Here is a 17763-nt window from a genome sequence, read left to right as displayed (position 1 = left end):
GTACCGCCTCGCGCTGCGGCCGTGCGGGGAGCGATGTCGTGTTCACTCAGGGCTGCAAACATCAAAACCCCCCGTTCCGTTCCGTATCCTGTGCCCGCTCATTTCCGAACTGTTCGCCCGCGATCCGCTCCAGGAGCAGGGCGAGTACGCTCCGTACACTCTCCCTACGGATTTCCGTACGGCTGCCGTTCAACCGCAGGGCCTCCACTTTTCCGCCACCGGCGGAAGGCGCGGGCGGCGTCAGCGGCCCGTCAGCGGCCACGAAGACCGTGCCGACCGGCCGGCCGTCCTGCGGGTCGGGGCCGGCGACCCCGGTGGTCGCGATGCCCCAGTCGGCGTCCAGAGCCTTGCGTACCCCGGCCGCCATCTGGGCCGCGACCTGCGCATCCACCGCTCCGTGCCGCTCCAGCAGGGCCGCGTCGACGCCCAGCAGCCGGTGCTTGAGTTCCGTGGCGTAGGCGGTGACCGAGCCCCGGAACACCTTGGAGGCCCCGGGAACCGCGGTGATCTCCGCCGCGACCAGACCACCCGTGAGCGACTCGGCGACCGCGAGGGTCTCGCCCCTCACTGTCAGTAGTCGCACCAGTTCGGTGGTCGGGGAACTCACGCTTCCGTCTCCTCCAACGCCGCCGCGCGCTCGGCGATTCCCTGCCTGCGCAGCACAATGGCTTGTCTTACGTAGTCGAGGCCGGTGACAACGGTCAGGACGACCGCCGCGGCCATCACCCAGAACCGGAGTGTGGCCAGCCATCCGGTGAGCGCCAGCACATACATGCCGACGGCCACGCCCTGGGTCAGGGTCTTCAGCTTGCCGCCGCGGCTGGCCGGGATCACGCCGTAGCGAATGACCAGAAAACGCATCAGTGTGATGCCGAGTTCCCGGCCGAGGATCACGATCGTCACCCACCACGGCAGATCGCCGAGGGAGGACAGACAGATCAGCGCAGCCCCCATGATCGCCTTGTCGGCGATGGGGTCGGCGATCTTGCCGAAGTCGGTGACCAGGTTGTAGGTGCGCGCGAGATGACCGTCGAACAGGTCGGTGATCATGGCAATGGCGAAGGCCGCCCAGGCCAGCGAGCGCCAGGCCGGGTCGTAGCCGCCGTTCGCCAGCATCAGCGCCACGAAGCCGGGCACCAGGACCAGCCGGAGCATGGTCAGCAGATTGGCGACGTTCCACACACTCGCCTGGTTGACCGCCGCAGCCGTGATCTTGCCGCCGCGCGCGGGCCTGCCGTCGGCCGCGGCGTCGGCGGCGGACCGGCCGACGGCGGCTTCACCACGTGCGGAAGCAGAACCGGAGACCTCGGACGCAACGCCGTCGGCAGCGGCGGCGGTGCTCCGTGCGCCCTGCGCGCCGGAGGAGCCGCCCGCGGCGGATGCCGGGACTCCGGTCATCTGCCCGCCTCCTCACTACACGCGAGCGAGCCGGTCAGCGGCTCGGCCACCAGGTCGACACCCTCCGTACCGACCACCTTCGCCTCGACCATACGTCCCACGGCGAGGCCCTCGCCGCTCGTGAGCAGCACCTGGCCGTCGGTCTCGGGCGCCTGGTGCGCGGCGCGGCCGTACACACCCTCCGCCTCGTCCACCGACTCCACCATGACGTGCACGCTCTGGCCGACGCGCTCCTCGGCGCGCTGCGAGACCAGCTCCTCGGCGAGCCGGGAGATGTGGGCCAGCCGCTCGGCCACGACGTCCTCGTCCAGCTTGTTGTCGTAGGTGGCCGCCTCGGTTCCCTCTTCGTCCGAGTAGCCGAAGACGCCGATGGCGTCCAGGCGGGCGCCGGTCAGGAAGCGCTCCAGCTCGGCGAGGTCCGCCTCGCTCTCGCCGGGGAAGCCGACGATGAAGTTGGAGCGCACACCGGCCTCGGGGGCCTTGGAGCGGATGGTGTCGAGCAGCTCCAGGAAGCGGTCGGTGTCGCCGAAGCGGCGCATGGAGCGCAGCACGGCGGGCGCCGAGTGCTGGAAGGAGAGGTCGAAGTACGGCGCGATCTTGGGCGTCGAGGTCAGTACGTCGATCAGCCCGGGGCGCATCTCGGCCGGCTGGAGGTAGCTCACCCGGACCCGCTCGATGCCGTCGATCCCGGCCAGTTCGGGCAGCAGGGACTCCAGGAGGCGGATGTCGCCGAGGTCCTTGCCGTACGACGTGTTGTTCTCGGAGACCAGCATGATCTCCTTCACGCCCTGCTCGGCCAGCCAGCGCGACTCGTTGAGCACATCGCTGGGGCGGCGGGAGATGAAGGAGCCGCGGAAGGACGGGATGGCGCAGAAGGAGCAGCGCCGGTCGCAGCCGGAGGCGAGCTTCACCGAGGCGACCGGGGCGCCGTCCAGCCGGCGGCGCAGGGGCGCGCGGGGGCCGGAGGCGGGCGCAAGGCCCTCGGGCAGGTCGGTGGGGCCGTGGCCGGGCAGCGCGACCGAGGCGGCCGAGTCCTGGCGCTCGGCCGGGCTGATCGGCAGCAGCTTGCGGCGGTCGCGCGGGGTGTGCGAGGCGTGGACGCCACCGGCCAGGATGGTCTGCAGGCGGTCGGAGATGTCGGTGTAGTCGTCGAAACCGAGCACACCGTCGGCCTCCGGCAGCGCCTCGGCCAGTTCCTTGCCGTACCGCTCGGCCATGCAGCCCACCGCCACGACGGCCTGGGTTCTGCCATGACCCTTGAGGTCGTTGGCCTCGAGGAGGGCGTCGACGGAGTCCTTCTTGGCGGCCTCGACAAAGCCACAGGTGTTCACGACGGCGACGTCGGCGTCCTCGGCGTCCTCGACCAGCTGCCAGCCGTCCGCCTCCAAACGGCCTGCGAGCTCCTCGGAATCCACCTCGTTACGAGCGCAGCCGAGAGTGACGAGTGCGACGGTACGGCGTTCAGGCATGGGCTCAAGAGTACTTTGTCTCACCGACAGCCCATGTCGACGGGGTTGGCCGAACTCGGCCGACCCCGTCGGCGGGGCGCGCGGCGGGCCGGATCAGCCCGCGACCGGGTCGCCCTTGGTGTACGTCAGGCGCTCCACCGCGCCGGGCTTGAAGCTGTCCTCGATCTTCTTGCCGTTCACGTACAGCTCGATCGCGCCGGCGTCACCGAGGATCAGGTTGATCTTGGCGCTGTCCTGGAAGGTCTTGGACTGGCCCTTGTCCAGCAGGCCGTCGAAGAGCATCCGCCCGTTGTGGTCCTTGGCCGAGATCCAGCTGCGTCCGTTGGGCGCGCTGACCTGGACGGTGACCTTGTCCTGCGGGGCGGCCGCGATGGCGCTGTCGGTGGGCTCCGGGGTCGGGTCGGCGGGCTTGTCCCTGGTGGGCGCGGGCGAGGCCGCCTTGCTGGTGGCGGGCGTGGAGCCCTCGGCGAGCTGCGACTTGGAGTCGCTGCCGCCGTCGCCGCCCTTGACCGCGGTGAAGCCGACGAAACCGATCACCACGACGATCGCGGCGACCATCGCCGCGGTCCAGTTGGGGCCCCGGCGCTCGGGACGGATCCGCTCGGCCTCGAACAGGGGCGCCGCGGGAGTCGGCGCGGGCCGGCCGCCGTGTTCGGCGTCGTACTGGGCGACCAACGGCTCGGGATCGAGATGGACGGCCCTGGCCAGGTTTCGGATGTGGCCGCGCGCATACACGGCGCCGCCGCAGGGGCCGAAGTCGTCCGCCTCGATGGCGTGCACGATGGCGAGGCGGACACGAGTGGCGCTGCTGACGTCGTCCACGGTGAGCCCGGCCGCGATCCGCGCCTGCTGGAGGGCACGGCCCACGGAGATTCGGGCTTCCTGGGACTGGTCTGGGAAGGGACGCTCGTCTTCAGGGGAGTTGCCGATGGACACGGGGGCGCCTTTCGAGCGTGTAGCCACCTGTGCTGGAAGCTCAGTCTAGGGGGGGTACGAAAGGGTGGGGCAACCGGGCGGTAGGAACTTCTACGCCATCGGAATGGCCCGACACTCCGAGGGCTGGACAGGCGGATACCCCAAGAAGGGACGCTCACCTGTCCTCTCGCTCAACTTGACGTAGGACAAAGGGAAACGGTTGCCCACCGCTCTCTAACGGGTGGATCACGGCGGGCGGAGACGCAGCACGACGGCACGGCCGGATCACGCCGGAACGAACGCGGCACGGCGTACCTCCGCCCGGTGTTCGTCGTGCGGAACCGGGCGGCTCTTATTACTATCCCTCGGATTCGCCGCGAATCACGGCGAGCACGCCGTCCAGTTCGTCGGGTTTCACCAGAACGTCACGCGCCTTGGACCCCTCGCTGGGCCCCACGATGTTGCGGGACTCCATGAGGTCCATCAGCCGGCCGGCCTTGGCGAAGCCGACGCGCAGCTTGCGCTGGAGCATGGACGTGGACCCGAACTGGGTGGACACGACGAGTTCGGCCGCCTGGCACAGCAGGTCCAGATCGTCGCCGATGTCCTCGTCGATCTCCTTCTTCTGCTTGCTGCCGACCGTGACGTCCTCGCGGAAGACCGGGGTCATCTGCTCCTTGCAGTGCCGTACGACCTCCGCGACCTCCTCCTCGGTCACGAAGGCGCCCTGCATACGGGTGGGCTTGTTGGCGCCCATCGGCAGGAAGAGGCCGTCGCCCTTGCCGATCAGCTTCTCCGCGCCGGGCTGGTCGAGGATGACGCGGGAGTCGGCCAGCGAGGAGGTGGCGAAGGCGAGCCGGGAGGGCACGTTGGCCTTGATCAGACCGGTGACCACGTCGACGGAGGGGCGCTGGGTGGCGAGCACCAGGTGGATACCGGCGGCGCGCGCGAGCTGGGTGATGCGCACGATCGAGTCCTCGACGTCGCGTGGGGCGACCATCATCAGGTCGGCCAGCTCGTCCACGATCACCAGCAGGTACGGGTACGGCTGGAGCTCGCGCTCGCTGCCCTCCGGCGGCTTGACCCGGCCCTCGCGCACGGCCCGGTTGAAGTCGTCGATGTGCCGGAAGCCGTAGGCCGCGAGGTCGTCGTAGCGCAGGTCCATCTCGCGCACGACCCACTGGAGCGCCTCGGCGGCCCGCTTGGGGTTGGTGATGATCGGTGTGATCAGGTGCGGGATGCCCTCGTAGGCGGTCAGCTCGACCCGCTTGGGGTCGACCAGGATCATCCGCACGTCCTCCGGGGTCGCCCGCATCATGATCGAGGTGATCAGACAGTTGATGCAGGACGACTTGCCGGAGCCGGTGGCACCGGCGACCAGCATGTGCGGCATCTTCGCGAGCGAGTGCATGACATAGCCGCCCTCGACGTCCTTGCCGAAGGCGACCAGCATCGGGTCGTCGTCCTCGGCGGACTCCGCGAGCCGCAGCACATCGCCGAGGTTGACCATCTCCCGGTCGGTGTTGGGGATCTCGATGCCCACCGCGGACTTGCCGGGGATGGGGCTGATGATCCGCACGTCCGGGCTGGCGACCGCGTACGCGATGTTCTTGGCGAGCGCGGTGATCCGCTCCACCTTCACGGCCGGGCCGAGCTCGACCTCGTAGCGGGTGACCGTCGGACCACGGGTGAAGCCGGTGACGGCCGCGTCGACCTTGAACTCGGTGAAGACCTGGGTGAGCGAGGCGACTATGGCGTCGTTGGCCTCGCTGCGCACCTTGCCGGGTCCGCCGCGTTCGAGCAGGTCCAGGGCGGGCAGCGAGTAGGTGATGTCGCCGGCCAGCTGCAGCTGCTCCGCGCGCGGGGGCAGGTCGCGCGGCTCCTCGGGGGCCTTCTTCGTGAGATCGGGTACGGCCGAGCCCCTGCTCTGCTCGGGGCGGGCGGCCGGGACCGGCTTGGCGGGCGCAGGGGCGGCCTTGGCGGCGGCGGGCTCGGGGTCCGCGGTGGCGGGCGCCTCGGGGACCGGGACCGGGGTGGTCTCCTCGCGGTCGCCGACGCTGACGCCCTGGGTGAGGTCGGCGACCAGCGGGGAGGGCGGCAGGCCGTGCTGCACGGCGCCGTCGAGCGCGGCGGCCGCGGCGGCGGCCACGTCCACGGCGTCCATCCGGCGCCGCGGATCCGGCTGGGGCACCGCGGAGCGCCTGGGACGCCCGCGACGGCTGGAGAGGGCCTCTTCCTCGGCCTCGTCGGGGTCGTACGCGCGGGGGCCGCCCGAGCGGCCGCGGGAGCGCGCGGGCAGCGCCTCGCGCCACTGCTCCTCGTAGCGCTCGTCGTCCTCGCCGAACTCCTCCGGCTCGTGTTCGTGCAGCACGCCGAGGCGCACCCCGAGGGCGCGCAGCCGCTGCGGGATGGCGTTGACGGGGGTGGCGGTCACCACGAGCAGCCCGAAGACGGTCAGCAGCACCAGCAGCGGCACGGCGAGCATCTCGGTCATGGTGTACGTCAGCGGGGTGGCCGCCGCCCAGCCGACGAGGCCGCCGGCGTCCCTTATGGCCTGCATGCCGTCGCTGCGGGCGGGCGAGCCGCACGCGATGTGGACCTGGCCGAGCACCCCGATCAGGAGCGCGGACAGGCCGATCACGATCCGCCCGTTGGCCTCCGGTTTCTCCGGGTGCCGGATGAGGCGTACGGCGATCACCGCGAGCAGTATCGGCACCAGCAGGTCGAGCCGGCCGAAGGCGCCGGTGACCAGGACCTCCACCAGGTCGCCGACGGGGCCCTTGAGGTCGGCCCAGGTGCCGGCGGCGACGATCAGCGCGATGCCGAACAGCAGCAGCGCCACGCCGTCCTTGCGGTGGGCCGGGTCCAGGTTCTTGGCGCCCTGCCCTATGCCGCGGAAGACGGCGCCGACCGCGTGCGCGAGCCCGAGCCAGAGGGCGCGCGCCAGGCGGTACACGCCCCCGGTGGGGCTGGGCGCCGGTTTCGGCGGCGCCTTCCTGGCTGCGGCCTTCCGGGCGGGCGCCTTCTTGGCGGGTGCCTTCCTGGCCGGGGCCTTCTTCGCGGCGGCGGCCTTCTTCGCCGGACCCTTCGCGGGAGCGGCAGCCTTCTTCGCGGGCTGCTTCTTGGCTGCGGAGGGACGTGAGGCCATGGGTGTGAGGTTACCGGTGGAGACGACGGCGGACACGTGTGCCCACAGCTTCACCCGTTCGTGTCGCCCCTGCCGGGGCGCGGAACTGACGGGGGCTCATGGGCAACGGGAGCCTCAGGGCGCCTCAGTTGGCCGGTGACGCCGCGGGACCGCCCGCGCCGGTACCCGGCTCCAGGGCGTCGAGCGCGCGGCGCAGTCCGGTGAGTTTGCGCTCCAGATGGGCCGCCGTGGCCACCGCGGCCGCGTCCGCGGAGTCGTCGTCGAGCTGCTTGGACAGCGCCTCCGCCTGCTCCTCGACGGCCGCGAGCCGCGCGGACAGCTCGGCGAGCAGCCCGGCCGACTCCTTGCCGCCGACCGCGCCCTTGCCGCCGCCCTCCAACTGGAGCCGCAGCAGCGCCGCCTGCTCGCGCAGCTGGCAGTTCTTCATGTACAGCTCGACGAACACCGAGACCTTGGCGCGCAGCACCCATGGGTCGAACGGCTTGGAGATGTAGTCCACCGCGCCGGCCGCGTAACCCCGGAAGGTGTGGTGCGGGCCGTGGTTGATCGCGGTGAGGAAGATGATCGGGATGTCCCGGGTCCGCTCGCGCCGCTTGATGTGCGCCGCTGTCTCGAACCCGTCCATGCCCGGCATCTGGACGTCCAGCAGAATGACCGCGAAATCGTCCGTGAGCAGTGCTTTGAGCGCTTCCTCCCCGCTCGATGCCCGCACCAGCGTCTGATCGAGCGCAGAGAGGATGGCCTCCAGCGCCAGCAGATTCTCCGGCCGGTCATCGACCAGGAGGATCTTGGCCTTCTGCACCATGGCCCGCCCTCCTCGCCCCGGCGGTACACCGGGCGCCGCCCCAGGGGACGACTCCCTTTCGCCGCCCGTCCTTGTGCCGGTCATCGTAGCCGCACCCCGCTTGTCGCCACACCCTGTCACCGCGATGTCACCGTGCACACAAGGGAAACGCGGCGGGAACCCGGATGGTTCCCGGAACCCCACGTTCCCATACGTCCCCAGCCACCTTAAGCGCACAACTCCGCGCACCGGCCGGGGGTTCCCCGGGTGTTCACACCATGGTCGGCCGATCCGGTCACTTCCCCCCCATCCACTGCTGGAGCGCGCCCAGCAGATGGTCCGAATCCACCGGCTTGGTCACGTAGTCGGAGGCGCCCGCCTCGAGCGCCTTCTCCCGGTCGCCCTTCATCGCCTTCGCGGTCAGCGCGATGATCGGCAGCCCGGCGAACTGCGGCATCCTGCGGATCGCCGTGGTCGTCGCGTAGCCGTCCATCTCCGGCATCATGATGTCCATCAGGACGACCGCCACGTCGTCGTGCTGCTCCAGGACCTCGATGCCCTCGCGGCCGTTCTCGGCGTACAGCACCGAAAGGCCGTGCTGCTCAAGGACGCTGGTGAGCGCGAAGACATTGCGGATGTCGTCGTCGACGATGAGCACCTTCTGGCCGCCGAAGCGCACCCCGCGCGCGGACTGCGGCGCGCCGTCCTGCTCGGGGGCCGCCGCCCACTGCTCGGCGCGCTGCTCGCCCTGCGGCAGGCTCCGCCTGCGGCGCCGGAAGAGCGCGGCGGGCCCGTTCTGCATCTCCAGGTACGACTTGACCTCGGCCGGCGTCTCGATCTCGGGGGCGGACAGCTGCGAGGCCTGCTCCGCCGCGGCGGCCGCGAGGTCGCCGGCCTCCAGCGGGGCCACCGACTGCTGGTAGCCCTGCGGCGGCAGCTCGCTCGGGTACAGCGGCAGGTACAGCGTGAACGTGGAGCCGCGGCCGGGCTCGCTCTGCGCGTGGATCTCACCGCCGAGCAGCTGCGCGATCTCCCGCGAGATCGACAGACCGAGGCCCGTGCCGCCGTACTTGCGGCTGGTGGTGCCGTCCGCCTGCTTGAACGCCTCGAAGATCACCCGCATCTTGCTGGCCGCGATCCCGATCCCGGTGTCCGTCACCGAGAACGCGATCAGCTCGCCGTCCGGATCGGTGAGCGACCCGGCCTCCAGCAACTGCTCCCGGATGTTGCGCGGCACATCCGCGCCCGCCGGCCGGATGACCAGCTCCACCGACCCGGAATCGGTGAACTTCACCGCGTTGGACAGCAGATTGCGCAGCACCTGGAGCAGCCGCTGCTCGTCGGTGTGCAGGGTCGCGGGCAGCTCCGGGGAGACCCGCACCGACAGGTCCAGGCCCTTCTCCGCGGTCAGCGGCCGGAAGGTGGCCTCCACGTAGTCCACGAGCTGGACGAGCGCGATCCGGGTCGGCGAGACGTCCATCTTGCCCGCCTCGACCTTCGCGAGGTCCAGGATGTCGTTGATCAGCTGGAGCAGATCGGATCCCGCGCCGTGGATGGTCTCGGCGAACTCGACCTGCTTGGGCGACAGATTGCCCTCGGCGTTGTCGGCGAGCAGCTTGGCCAGGATCAGCAGCGAGTTCAGCGGCGTCCGCAGCTCGTGCGACATGTTGGCCAGGAACTCGCTCTTGTAGCGCATGGACACCGCGAGTTGCTCGGCGCGCTCCTCCAGGACCTGCCGCGCCTCCTCGATCTCGGTGTTCTTCACCTCGATGTCCCGGTTCTGCCGGGCCAGCAGCTCGGCCTTCTCCTCCAGTTCGGCGTTCGAGTCCTGGAGCGCCTTCTGCCGGTTCTCCAACTCCGCCGAACGCTCGCGCAGTTGCTCGGTCAGCTCCTGCGACTGCTCCAGCAGCTGCTCGGTCTTGGTGTTGACCGAGATGGTGTTGACGCTGGTCGCGATCACCTCGGCGATCTGGTTCAGGAAGTCCTTCTGGATCTGCGTGAACGGCGTGAAGGAGGCCAGTTCGATCACACCGAGCACGGTGTCCTCGAACAGCACCGGCAGCACGATCACCTGCGCGGGCGGGGCCTCGCCGAGCCCGGAGGAGATCTTCAGATAGCCGTTCGGCGCGTCCGAGACCAGGATGGTGCGCTTCTCGTGGGCGGCCGTACCGACCAGCGCCTCGCCCGGCCGGAACGACGTCGGCATGGAGCCCATCGAGTAGCCGTACGAGCCCAGCATGCGCAGCTCGTAGGCGTCCCTGCCCTCGCCGGCGTCCTTGCCCTCCATGCGCGACATCGCCAGGAAGAACGCGCCGTGCTGCGCGGAGACCACCGGCGTCAGCTCGCTCATGATCAGCGAGGCCACGTCCTGGAGGTCGCGGCGGCCCTGCATGAGTGCGGAGATGCGGGCCAGGTTGCCCTTGAGCCAGTCCTGCTCCTTGTTGGCGATCGTGGTGTCGCGCAGGTTCGCGATCATCTTGTTGATGTAGTCCTGGAGTTCCTGGATCTCGCCGGACGCGTCGACGTCGATCTTCAGGTTCAGGTCGCCGCGGGTCACCGCGGTCGCCACCCGCGCGATGGCGCGCACCTGCCGGGTCAGGTTCCCGGCCATCTCGTTCACCGACTCCGTCAGGTCCCGCCAGGTGCCGTCCACGTCCCGCACCCGCGCCTGACCGCCCAGCTGGCCCTCGGTGCCCACCTCGCGGGCCACCCGTGTGACCTCCTCGGCGAAGCTGGACAGCTGGTCGACCATCGTGTTGATCGTCGTCTTCAGCTCCAGGATCTCGCCCCGGGCGTCGATGTCGATCTTCTTGGTCAGGTCGCCCTTGGCGATCGCCGTGGTGACCATCGCGATGTTGCGCACCTGGCCGGTCAGGTTGGACGCCATCTGGTTCACCGACTCGGTGAGGTCCTTCCAGGTGCCCGCCACGCCCGGCACATGCGCCTGCCCGCCCAGGATGCCGTCCGTGCCCACCTCACGGGCCACCTTGGTGACCTGGTCGGCGAACGAACTCAGCGTCTTGACCATCGTGTTGATGGTGTCGGCGAGCTGCGCGACCTCACCGCTCGCCTCGATGGTCACCTGCCGCGTCAGATCGCCGTTGGCGACCGCCGAGGCCACCTGGGAGATGTTGCGCACCTGCATGGTCAGGTTGTTGGCCATCAGGTTGACGTTGTTGCTCAGGTCCTTCCAGATGCCCGTGACACCCGGCACGTGCGCCTGGCCGCCGAGCATGCCCTCGGTACCCACCTCGCGGGCCACCCGCGTCACCTGCTCGGCGAACGACGACAGCTGGACGACCATGGTGTTGACGGTCGTGACCAGCTCCAGGATCTCGCCCTTGGCGTCGACCGTGATCTTCTTCGACAGATCGCCCTTGGCGACCGCGGTCGTGACCTCGGCGATGTTGCGCACCTGGATCGTCAGGTTGTTCGCCATGAAGTTCACCGACTGCGTGAGGTCCTTCCAGGTGCCGGAGACCCCCTGCACCTCGGCCTGACCGCCCAGGATGCCCTCCGTGCCCACCTCACGGGCCACCCTGGTGACCTCCTGGGCGAACGACGACAGCTGGTCCACCATCGTGTTCAGGGTGTTCTTCAGTTCCAGGATCTCCCCGCGCGCGTCCACGGTGATCTTCTGGGAGAGGTCACCGCCCGCCACCGCGGTGGCGACCTGCGCGATGTTGCGCACCTGGGCCGTCAGGTTCCCGGCCATGCCGTTCACCGAGTCCGTCAGGTCCCGCCACACCCCGGCGACGCCGGGCACCTGCGCCTGACCGCCCAGCCGGCCCTCCGTGCCCACGTCCCGGGCCACCCGGGTCACCTGGTCGGCGAAGGCGGACAGCTGGTCGACCATGGTGTTGATCGTGTCCTTGAGCTCCAGGATCTCGCCGCGCGCGTCCACGTCGATCTTCTGCGACAGATCGCCGTTGGCCACCGCCGTCGTCACCTGGGCGATATTGCGCACCTGGGACGTGAGGTTTCCGGCCATGAAGTTGACGGAGTCCGTCAGCTCCTTCCAGGTGCCCGACACGCCGTCCACCTGGGCCTGACCGCCGAGCCTGCCCTCGGTGCCCACGTCCCGCGCCATCCGCGTGACCTGGTCGGCGAAGCTCGACAGCTGGTCCACCATGGTGTTCACGGTGTTCTTCAGCTTGAGCATCTCGCCGGAGACGTCCACGGTGACCTTCTGCGACAGATCACCGTTGGCCACCGCCGTCGTCACCTGGGCGATATTGCGCACCTGGCCGGTGAGGTTTCGGAACGCGGTGTTGACGGAGTCCGTCAGGTCCTTCCACGTCCCCGCCGCGCCCGGCACCTGCGCCTGGCCGCCCAGCTCGCCCTCGACGCCGATCTCCCGGGCGACCCGCGTCACCTCGGCACCGAAGGACGACAGCTGGTCCACCATCCCGTTGACGGTGTTCTTCAACTCCAGCATCTCGCCGGCCACGTCCACCGTGACCTTCTGCGACAGATCACCGTTGGCCACCGCGGTCGTCACGGCGGCGATGTCCCGCACCTGGGTCGTCAGGTTCCGGAACACCGTGTTGACCGAATCCGTCAGGTCCTTCCAGGTGCCGGCCGCGCCCGGCACATTCGCCTGGCCGCCGAGCCGCCCCTCGGCGCCGACCTCGTTGGCCACGCGCGTGACCTCGTCCGCGAAGATCCGCAGCGTCTCGGTCATCTGGTTGATCGTCTCGGCGAGCTGCGCCACCTCGCCGCGCGCCTGCACCGTCACCTTCTGCGACAGGTCACCGTTCGCCACCGCCGTGGTGACCTGCGAGATCCCGCGCACCTGGGCGGTCAGGTTGCCCGCCATCGTGTTGACGGAGTCGGTCAGCTCCTTCCACACGCCGGCCACCTCGGGCACCTGCGCGCGGCCGCCGAGGATGCCCTCGGTACCCACCTCCCGGGCCACCCGCGTGACCTCCGAGGAGAAGGCCGAAAGCTGGTCGACCATCGTGTTGACGGTGTTCTTCAGCTCCAGCATCTCGCCCGCGACATGCACGGTCACCTTGCGCGACAGATCACCCTTGGCGACCGCCGTCGTCACCAGGGCGATGTCCCGCACCTGCGCAGTGAGCCGGTCCGCCATCGTGTTGACGGACTCCGTCAGGTCCTTCCAGGAACCCGACATGCCCCGCACCCGGGCCTGACCGCCCAGCTTGCCCTCGGTACCGACCTCGCTGGCCACCCGGGTGACCTCGTCGGTGAACGTCGACAACTGGTCGACCAGGTTGTTGACCGTACGGCCGACCTTCAGGAACTCGCCCCGCAGCGGATGCCCGGTGCCGCCGTCCGGCGCCTGCGTCCGCAGCTCCATGCGCGGCGACAGATCGCCCTCCGCGACCGCGGTCAGCACCCGGCCGACCTCGGAGACCGGTCGTACGAGATCGTCCACCAGCGCGTTGGAGTGGTCGATCGCCGTCGCCCAGGAGCCCTCGCAGGCCCCCGTCTCCAGCCGTTCCGTGAGTTTTCCCTCACGGCCGACCATGCGCCGCACCCGGGACAGCTCCCCGGTGAGATGCAGATTGCGGTCGGCCACCTCATTGAAGACCGCCGCGATCTCCGACATCACGCCGTCGCCGGAGACCGTCAGCCGTTTGCGGAAGTTCCCGTCACGCATCGACACAAGGGCCGCCAGCAGCCGGTTCAGGGCGGCGGTGTCCACCTCGGTGGTGCCGCCACTCCTGCCCAGGGACGGTCCGCCCTTCGCGCGCGTCTTCGTGCCACGCGTCGCTGCGCCAGACTCCACTGTGTCCCTCCCGGGGGATCGACCCTTGCTGCCATAGCGGGACGCTTCCGTCCGGCATACCGGTCTTCGGCATACCGGTTACTTCCGCGTACCGGTTACTGCTGCGTATTTCTGCCAGATGAGATCCGGCCACACCAAGGGCTGCTGCCCGCCGTTCACGGAACGCACGCGGCGCGACCCGACCTTCATCAGAAGCTTGCCCAGTGTTTCACCCTGCCCGAACCAGGCCATAACAGTTCGGCAGCTTCGCACATCGTCCGCACACCCTGGGGGGTAAACACCGGCGACCGGCACCCGCTCGGACGGCGAAGGTAAGTAACCTTGCATCCGGCTGTCCAGCCGCACCGGTCCCGTCCGGCCTGGGCGGTGGCACCAGCACGAGCGGGCATCGGAGGGGCGGCCGCAGACCATGACCACCGGACTGATCCCGGGGGGACAGCCCCCGGAGCAGCGGCCGACCGACACGCCGATGCCGCAGCAGCGGCTCGGCCCGGCCGGCCCGTCCGCCCTGCCCGCCGACAACCGGCCGAGGAGTTCTGTGATCACCGCGCGCGCGGCCGCCAGTTTCGAGCCCGTCGGACGATCCGTGGCGACCGCCCGGTCCTTCGTCCGCGACACACTCCAGGGCTGGGGCTTCGCCGACATCGTCGACGACGCCGTCGTCCTCACGAGCGAACTGGTGACCAACGCGGTCGTGCACGCCGGCACCCACGCGGAGGTGCTCTGCCTGCGCACCGAGGACGGGGTGCGCATCGAGGTCTCCGACCACTACCCCGAGCGCGAGGTCCCGCTCCAGACCTCCGCCAGCCCCATGGCCAGCCCCGACCGCGAGGGCGGCCGCGGCCTCCAGCTCTGCGCCGCCCTGGCCACCCGCTGGGGCGTCGACTACACGCCGACCCACAAGCACGTCTGGTTCCAGCTCAACCTGCCCGAACGCCCGGTCGGCACCCGCACCGCGGGACCCGCGCTCCCCGCCGACCTGCTGCCGGTGGCCGACGGCCGGGTCCGCGTCGCCGTCCTCCAGGTCGACCGCAAGGGCACCGTCACGTCCTGGAACGAGGACGCGGAGGACCTCTTCGGGCACCCCGCCGCCGAGGCCGTCGGCAAGCCGCTGACCGAACTCGCCGCCTGGCCGCACACCCCGGGCACCAGCACCGGCGTCGCCGAGGCGCTCCAGCTCTCCCGCTGGGAGGGCAGCTACGGCATCCGCGGCGCCGACGGCCGCGTCGTCCAGGTGTACGCCTCCCACCTGCGGGTCCGCGACACCGGCGGCGAGCCCTCCACCGTGTGCCTGCTGGTGCGCGACCACGAACGCGCCGTGCTCCAGACCCCCACCCGGGTCCCGGCCGGCGACCAGAACGCGGCGCAGGACGGCCAGAGCACCGACCCCTTCGAGGTCTTCATCGGCTCCCCCGCTCCCGACGACCTCGACGGACTGCTCCAGCGCACCGTGGAACGCGCCCGCGACATGCTCGACGGCGACTCCGCGTTCCTGCTGCTGGCCACCGACGACGAGACCGAGCTGGAGGTGCGCGCCTCCACCGGGCTGCCCTCCGCCCGCCAGCGCTTCGCCCGGGTCCCCGTGGAGGCCGGCCCCGGCCGCTACGGCTCCGCGCGCATGCCCGCCGTCCATGACGACCTCAACGCCGTCCCCGGCGCCGTCCCCCTGCTCGGCGGCACCGGCATGCGCTCGGTCGTCACCGTCCCGCTGAAGGTCGAGGGCCGTCTCACCGGCTCCCTCGGCGTCGCCGCGGAGGCGTCGGGCAGATACTCCAACGAGGAGGCGCTGCGCCTCCAGTTCGCCGCCGACCGCATCGCCCTGGCCGTGGAGTCGGCGCGCCTCGGCGAGCTGGAGCGGCTGCGGCGCGGCTCCCTGAGCTTCCTGGTCGAGGCGTCCGACCTGCTGGCAGGCACCCTGGACCGCGACCAGACGCTGGCCCTCATGGCCCAGATGACGGTCCCCACCCTCGCCACCTGGTGCGCCGTCTACACCATCGCCGACCAGGCCTCGGACCCGTATCTGTCGTACGTGCTGCACGAGGACGAGGAACTCATCGACGGCATCAAGTCGTTGCTGTCGAAGATCGCCCCGCCGGATCCGGTGCCCACGCCCGGCGCGCGCGTGTGGACGACCCCCGGCGAGGTCGCCCACCAGGCCGCCCTGCGCACCTCCATGCGCACCCTGGGCCTGGCCGGCGGGCCCACCCACCGGATCGCCGCGGGCATCGGCCCGACCCTCGCCACGGCCTCCGCGGTCGGCGGCGAAACGGTCGTTCTGCCGCTCGTCGCCCGCAACCGGGTCATCGGCATGCTGGTCCTCGGCAAGCCCACCGACGAACACTTCCGCCAGGAGATCCTGGAACTGGCCGAGGACCTGTCCCGCCGGGCCGCCCTCGCCCTGGACAACGCCCGCCTGTACTCGGAGCGCACGGCCATCAGCCAGGCCCTCCAGCGCAGCCTGCTGCCGCCCGGCACCCCGCACATCGACGGCGTCGAGGTGGAGGTCATCTACCGCGCGGCCGGCGAGGGCAACGAGGTGGGCGGCGACTTCTACGACCTCTTCCCCATCGGCAACGGCGCCTACGGCTTCGCCATCGGCGACGTCTGCGGTACGGGACCCAACGCGGCGGCGGTCACCGGCCTCGCCCGGCACGCCCTGCGCCTGCTGGCCCGCGAGGGACTCAGCGGACCCGCCGTCCTGGAGCGGCTCAACTCGGCCATCCTCGACGAGGGCGACCGCAGCCGGTTCCTGACGCTCCTTTACGGCGAGCTGCGGCCCCAGCCGGACGGCAGCGCCGAGCTGAAGGTGGTCTGCGCCGGCCATCCGCTGCCGCTGCGCCTGCGCCAGGACGGCACGGTCACCCCGGCCGCCGAACCGCAGCCCCTGCTGGGCGTCATCGAGGAACTGGAGCTGTACGAGGAGAGGGTCACCCTCGATCCGGGCGATGTGCTGCTCTGTGTCACGGACGGCGTCACCGAGCGCCGCGAGGGCTCCCGCATGCTGGGCGACGACGGCCTCGCCGATGTCCTCACCACGTGCACGGGCCTGACGGCGGGTGCGGTCGCCGCCCGCATCATGCGCGCGGTGGAACGCTTCGCTTCCGACGCCCCGTCCGACGACATGGCCATTCTGGCGATGCGGGTCCCGGGCCTCCAGCACAACGAGGGCTGATCCGGGGCGGCTCGGGGCCGCCCCGGATATACGAAAAAGGCCCCACCCGAAAGGGTGGGGCCTTTATTGCTGAGCCCCCAAACGGAATCGAACCGTTGACCTTCTCCTTACCATGGAGACGCTCTACCGACTGAGCTATAGGGGCCTGTCGTTTTCGAGGTTTCCCTCGCGGCGACAAAGAAACTGTACCCCGAACCGGCCCGACTTCCCAAATTCGTTCGGGAGCCGGTCAGAAGGCGGGCTGGAGCAGTCCGCCGAGGGCGTTGCAGGCCGCGGCGACGCGCTGCATCTCCCGCTTGGTCAGCGAGGCGTCGACAGGCAGCGCGAGCGTCTCGTCGGCGGCCAGTTCGGTCTGCGGCAGGGACACGCACCGGCGGAACTCCGGCAGCCGGTGCACGGGCGTCTTCACCGGCACCCGGCACTCGACTCCCTTGGCCCGCAGGGCGCGTGCGAAGGCGTCCCGGTCCGGCCGGCCGTTGCCGGGCACCCGCACCACGTACTGCTGGTAGGTGTGCCCGTCCCCGCCGTCCGGGGTCCGCACGCCCTTCAGCTTGGTGTCCAAGTAGGCGGCACGCTCCCGCCGTTGCGCCGTCTCGTCGAGCGCCTCCTCGGACTCGCCCTGCTCCAGGACCAGCAGCTTGTGCCGCTGTCCCAGCGCGTGCAGCCGCCCGATGTCGGCGCGCCGGCCGAAGCGGTGGACGACAACGACGGCCGCGGTGCGGGAGGTTACGGCCGCCTCGACCGCCTCGGGGTCCAGGCAGTAGGTCACGGGGTCTATGTCGGCGAACACGGGGAGCGCGCCGACCAGGGTCACTGCCTCGGCGACCTCGACGTTCCCGAAGGCCGGTACGACGACCTCGTCACCGACTCCGACGCCGGCCGCCCTGAGCATTGCGGAGGTTCCCATGTACGGGATGCTCGGCGCACAGGGTGAACGACACGTTACGCGGAACAAAAAAAGGTCGGACCCTGAACCGAAGTTCAGGATCCGACCTTTTGAAAAATTGTTCGGCGGCGTCCTACTCTCCCACAGGGTCCCCCCTGCAGTACCATCGGCGCTGAAAGGCTTAGCTTCCGGGTTCGGAATGTAACCGGGCGTTTCCCTAACGCTATAACCACCGA

Annotated in this window: 9 protein-coding genes, 1 tRNA gene and 1 rRNA gene; 1 reads left to right on the top strand and 10 read right to left on the bottom strand. The window is 70.3% G+C overall.

The window, feature by feature from the left end:
* Positions 1-61: 61 nt before the first annotated feature.
* The 7 genes from ACLF5H_RS34515 to ACLF5H_RS34485 all read right to left on the bottom strand — a co-directional run bounded on the left by ACLF5H_RS34515 (position 62) and on the right by ACLF5H_RS34485 (position 13469).
* Positions 62-607, bottom strand: coding sequence for a CinA family protein (locus ACLF5H_RS34515; RefSeq protein WP_421679948.1), 546 nt, complete (start codon positions 605-607; stop codon positions 62-64).
* Positions 604-1398 carry a CDP-diacylglycerol--glycerol-3-phosphate 3-phosphatidyltransferase gene (gene pgsA, locus ACLF5H_RS34510; RefSeq protein ID WP_421679947.1) on the bottom strand — a complete coding sequence of 265 codons (795 nt, stop codon included), beginning with the start codon at positions 1396-1398 and terminating at the stop codon, positions 604-606. The genes ACLF5H_RS34515 and pgsA overlap by 4 nt, the downstream gene beginning before the upstream one ends.
* A complete protein-coding gene (gene rimO, locus ACLF5H_RS34505; protein ID WP_421679946.1) occupies positions 1395-2867 on the bottom strand; it encodes a 30S ribosomal protein S12 methylthiotransferase RimO in 1473 nt (490 codons plus the stop codon). Before rimO ends, pgsA begins: the two co-directional genes overlap by 4 nt.
* Positions 2868-2960: 93 nt before the next feature.
* Positions 2961-3803 (bottom strand): helix-turn-helix domain-containing protein, encoded by an 843-nt coding sequence (locus ACLF5H_RS34500; RefSeq protein ID WP_421679945.1) that lies wholly within the window; start codon positions 3801-3803, stop codon positions 2961-2963.
* Between the two features lie 337 nt (positions 3804-4140).
* Positions 4141-6930 carry a DNA translocase FtsK gene (locus tag ACLF5H_RS34495; protein ID WP_421679944.1) on the bottom strand — a complete coding sequence of 930 codons (2790 nt, stop codon included), beginning with the start codon at positions 6928-6930 and terminating at the stop codon, positions 4141-4143.
* Between the two features lie 124 nt (positions 6931-7054).
* A complete protein-coding gene (locus ACLF5H_RS34490; RefSeq protein WP_421679943.1) occupies positions 7055-7735 on the bottom strand; it encodes a response regulator in 681 nt (226 codons plus the stop codon).
* A gap of 274 nt (positions 7736-8009) precedes the next feature.
* A complete protein-coding gene (locus tag ACLF5H_RS34485) occupies positions 8010-13469 on the bottom strand; it encodes a HAMP domain-containing protein (RefSeq protein ID WP_421679942.1) in 5460 nt (1819 codons plus the stop codon).
* A gap of 409 nt (positions 13470-13878) precedes the next feature.
* Here ACLF5H_RS34485 and ACLF5H_RS34480 point away from each other — a divergent pair, with 409 nt between their 5' ends.
* On the top strand, positions 13879-16641 hold the full coding sequence (locus ACLF5H_RS34480) for a SpoIIE family protein phosphatase (RefSeq protein ID WP_421679941.1): 2763 nt from the start codon (positions 13879-13881) through the stop codon (positions 16639-16641).
* A gap of 72 nt (positions 16642-16713) precedes the next feature.
* On the opposite strand, the gene ACLF5H_RS34475 is transcribed toward ACLF5H_RS34480, so the two are convergent.
* The 3 genes from ACLF5H_RS34475 to rrf all read right to left on the bottom strand — a co-directional run bounded on the left by ACLF5H_RS34475 (position 16714) and on the right by rrf (position 17763).
* Positions 16714-16786 (bottom strand) — tRNA-Thr (locus ACLF5H_RS34475).
* 84 nt (positions 16787-16870) lie between these two features.
* On the bottom strand, positions 16871-17533 hold the full coding sequence (locus ACLF5H_RS34470; RefSeq protein WP_421680163.1) for a DegT/DnrJ/EryC1/StrS family aminotransferase: 663 nt from the start codon (positions 17531-17533) through the stop codon (positions 16871-16873).
* 114 nt (positions 17534-17647) lie between these two features.
* A 5S ribosomal RNA gene (gene rrf / locus ACLF5H_RS34465) occupies positions 17648-17763 on the bottom strand.

This window comes from Streptomyces sp. LaBMicrA B280 (assembly GCF_049222185.1).
GTDB classification, from domain to species: Bacteria; Actinomycetota; Actinomycetes; order Streptomycetales; family Streptomycetaceae; genus Streptomyces; species Streptomyces murinus.
The sequence above is the reverse complement of the archived record's forward strand: the minus strand, read 5'-3'. Positions and strand labels throughout refer to the sequence as shown.

What these genes read in the sequence shown, in the direction of transcription:
- ACLF5H_RS34490 (WP_421679943.1), bottom strand. Translation starts at nt 7,735, where the DNA reads ATGGTGCAGAAGGCCAAGATCCTCCTGGTCGATGACCGGCCGGAGAAT.
- ACLF5H_RS34480 (WP_421679941.1), top strand. Translation starts at nt 13,879, where the DNA reads ATGACCACCGGACTGATCCCGGGGGGACAGCCCCCGGAGCAGCGGCCG.
- rimO (WP_421679946.1), bottom strand. Translation starts at nt 2,867, where the DNA reads ATGCCTGAACGCCGTACCGTCGCACTCGTCACTCTCGGCTGCGCTCGT.
- ACLF5H_RS34470 (WP_421680163.1), bottom strand. Translation starts at nt 17,533, where the DNA reads ATGCTCAGGGCGGCCGGCGTCGGAGTCGGTGACGAGGTCGTCGTACCG.
- pgsA (WP_421679947.1), bottom strand. Translation starts at nt 1,398, where the DNA reads ATGACCGGAGTCCCGGCATCCGCCGCGGGCGGCTCCTCCGGCGCGCAG.
- ACLF5H_RS34495 (WP_421679944.1), bottom strand. Translation starts at nt 6,930, where the DNA reads ATGGCCTCACGTCCCTCCGCAGCCAAGAAGCAGCCCGCGAAGAAGGCT.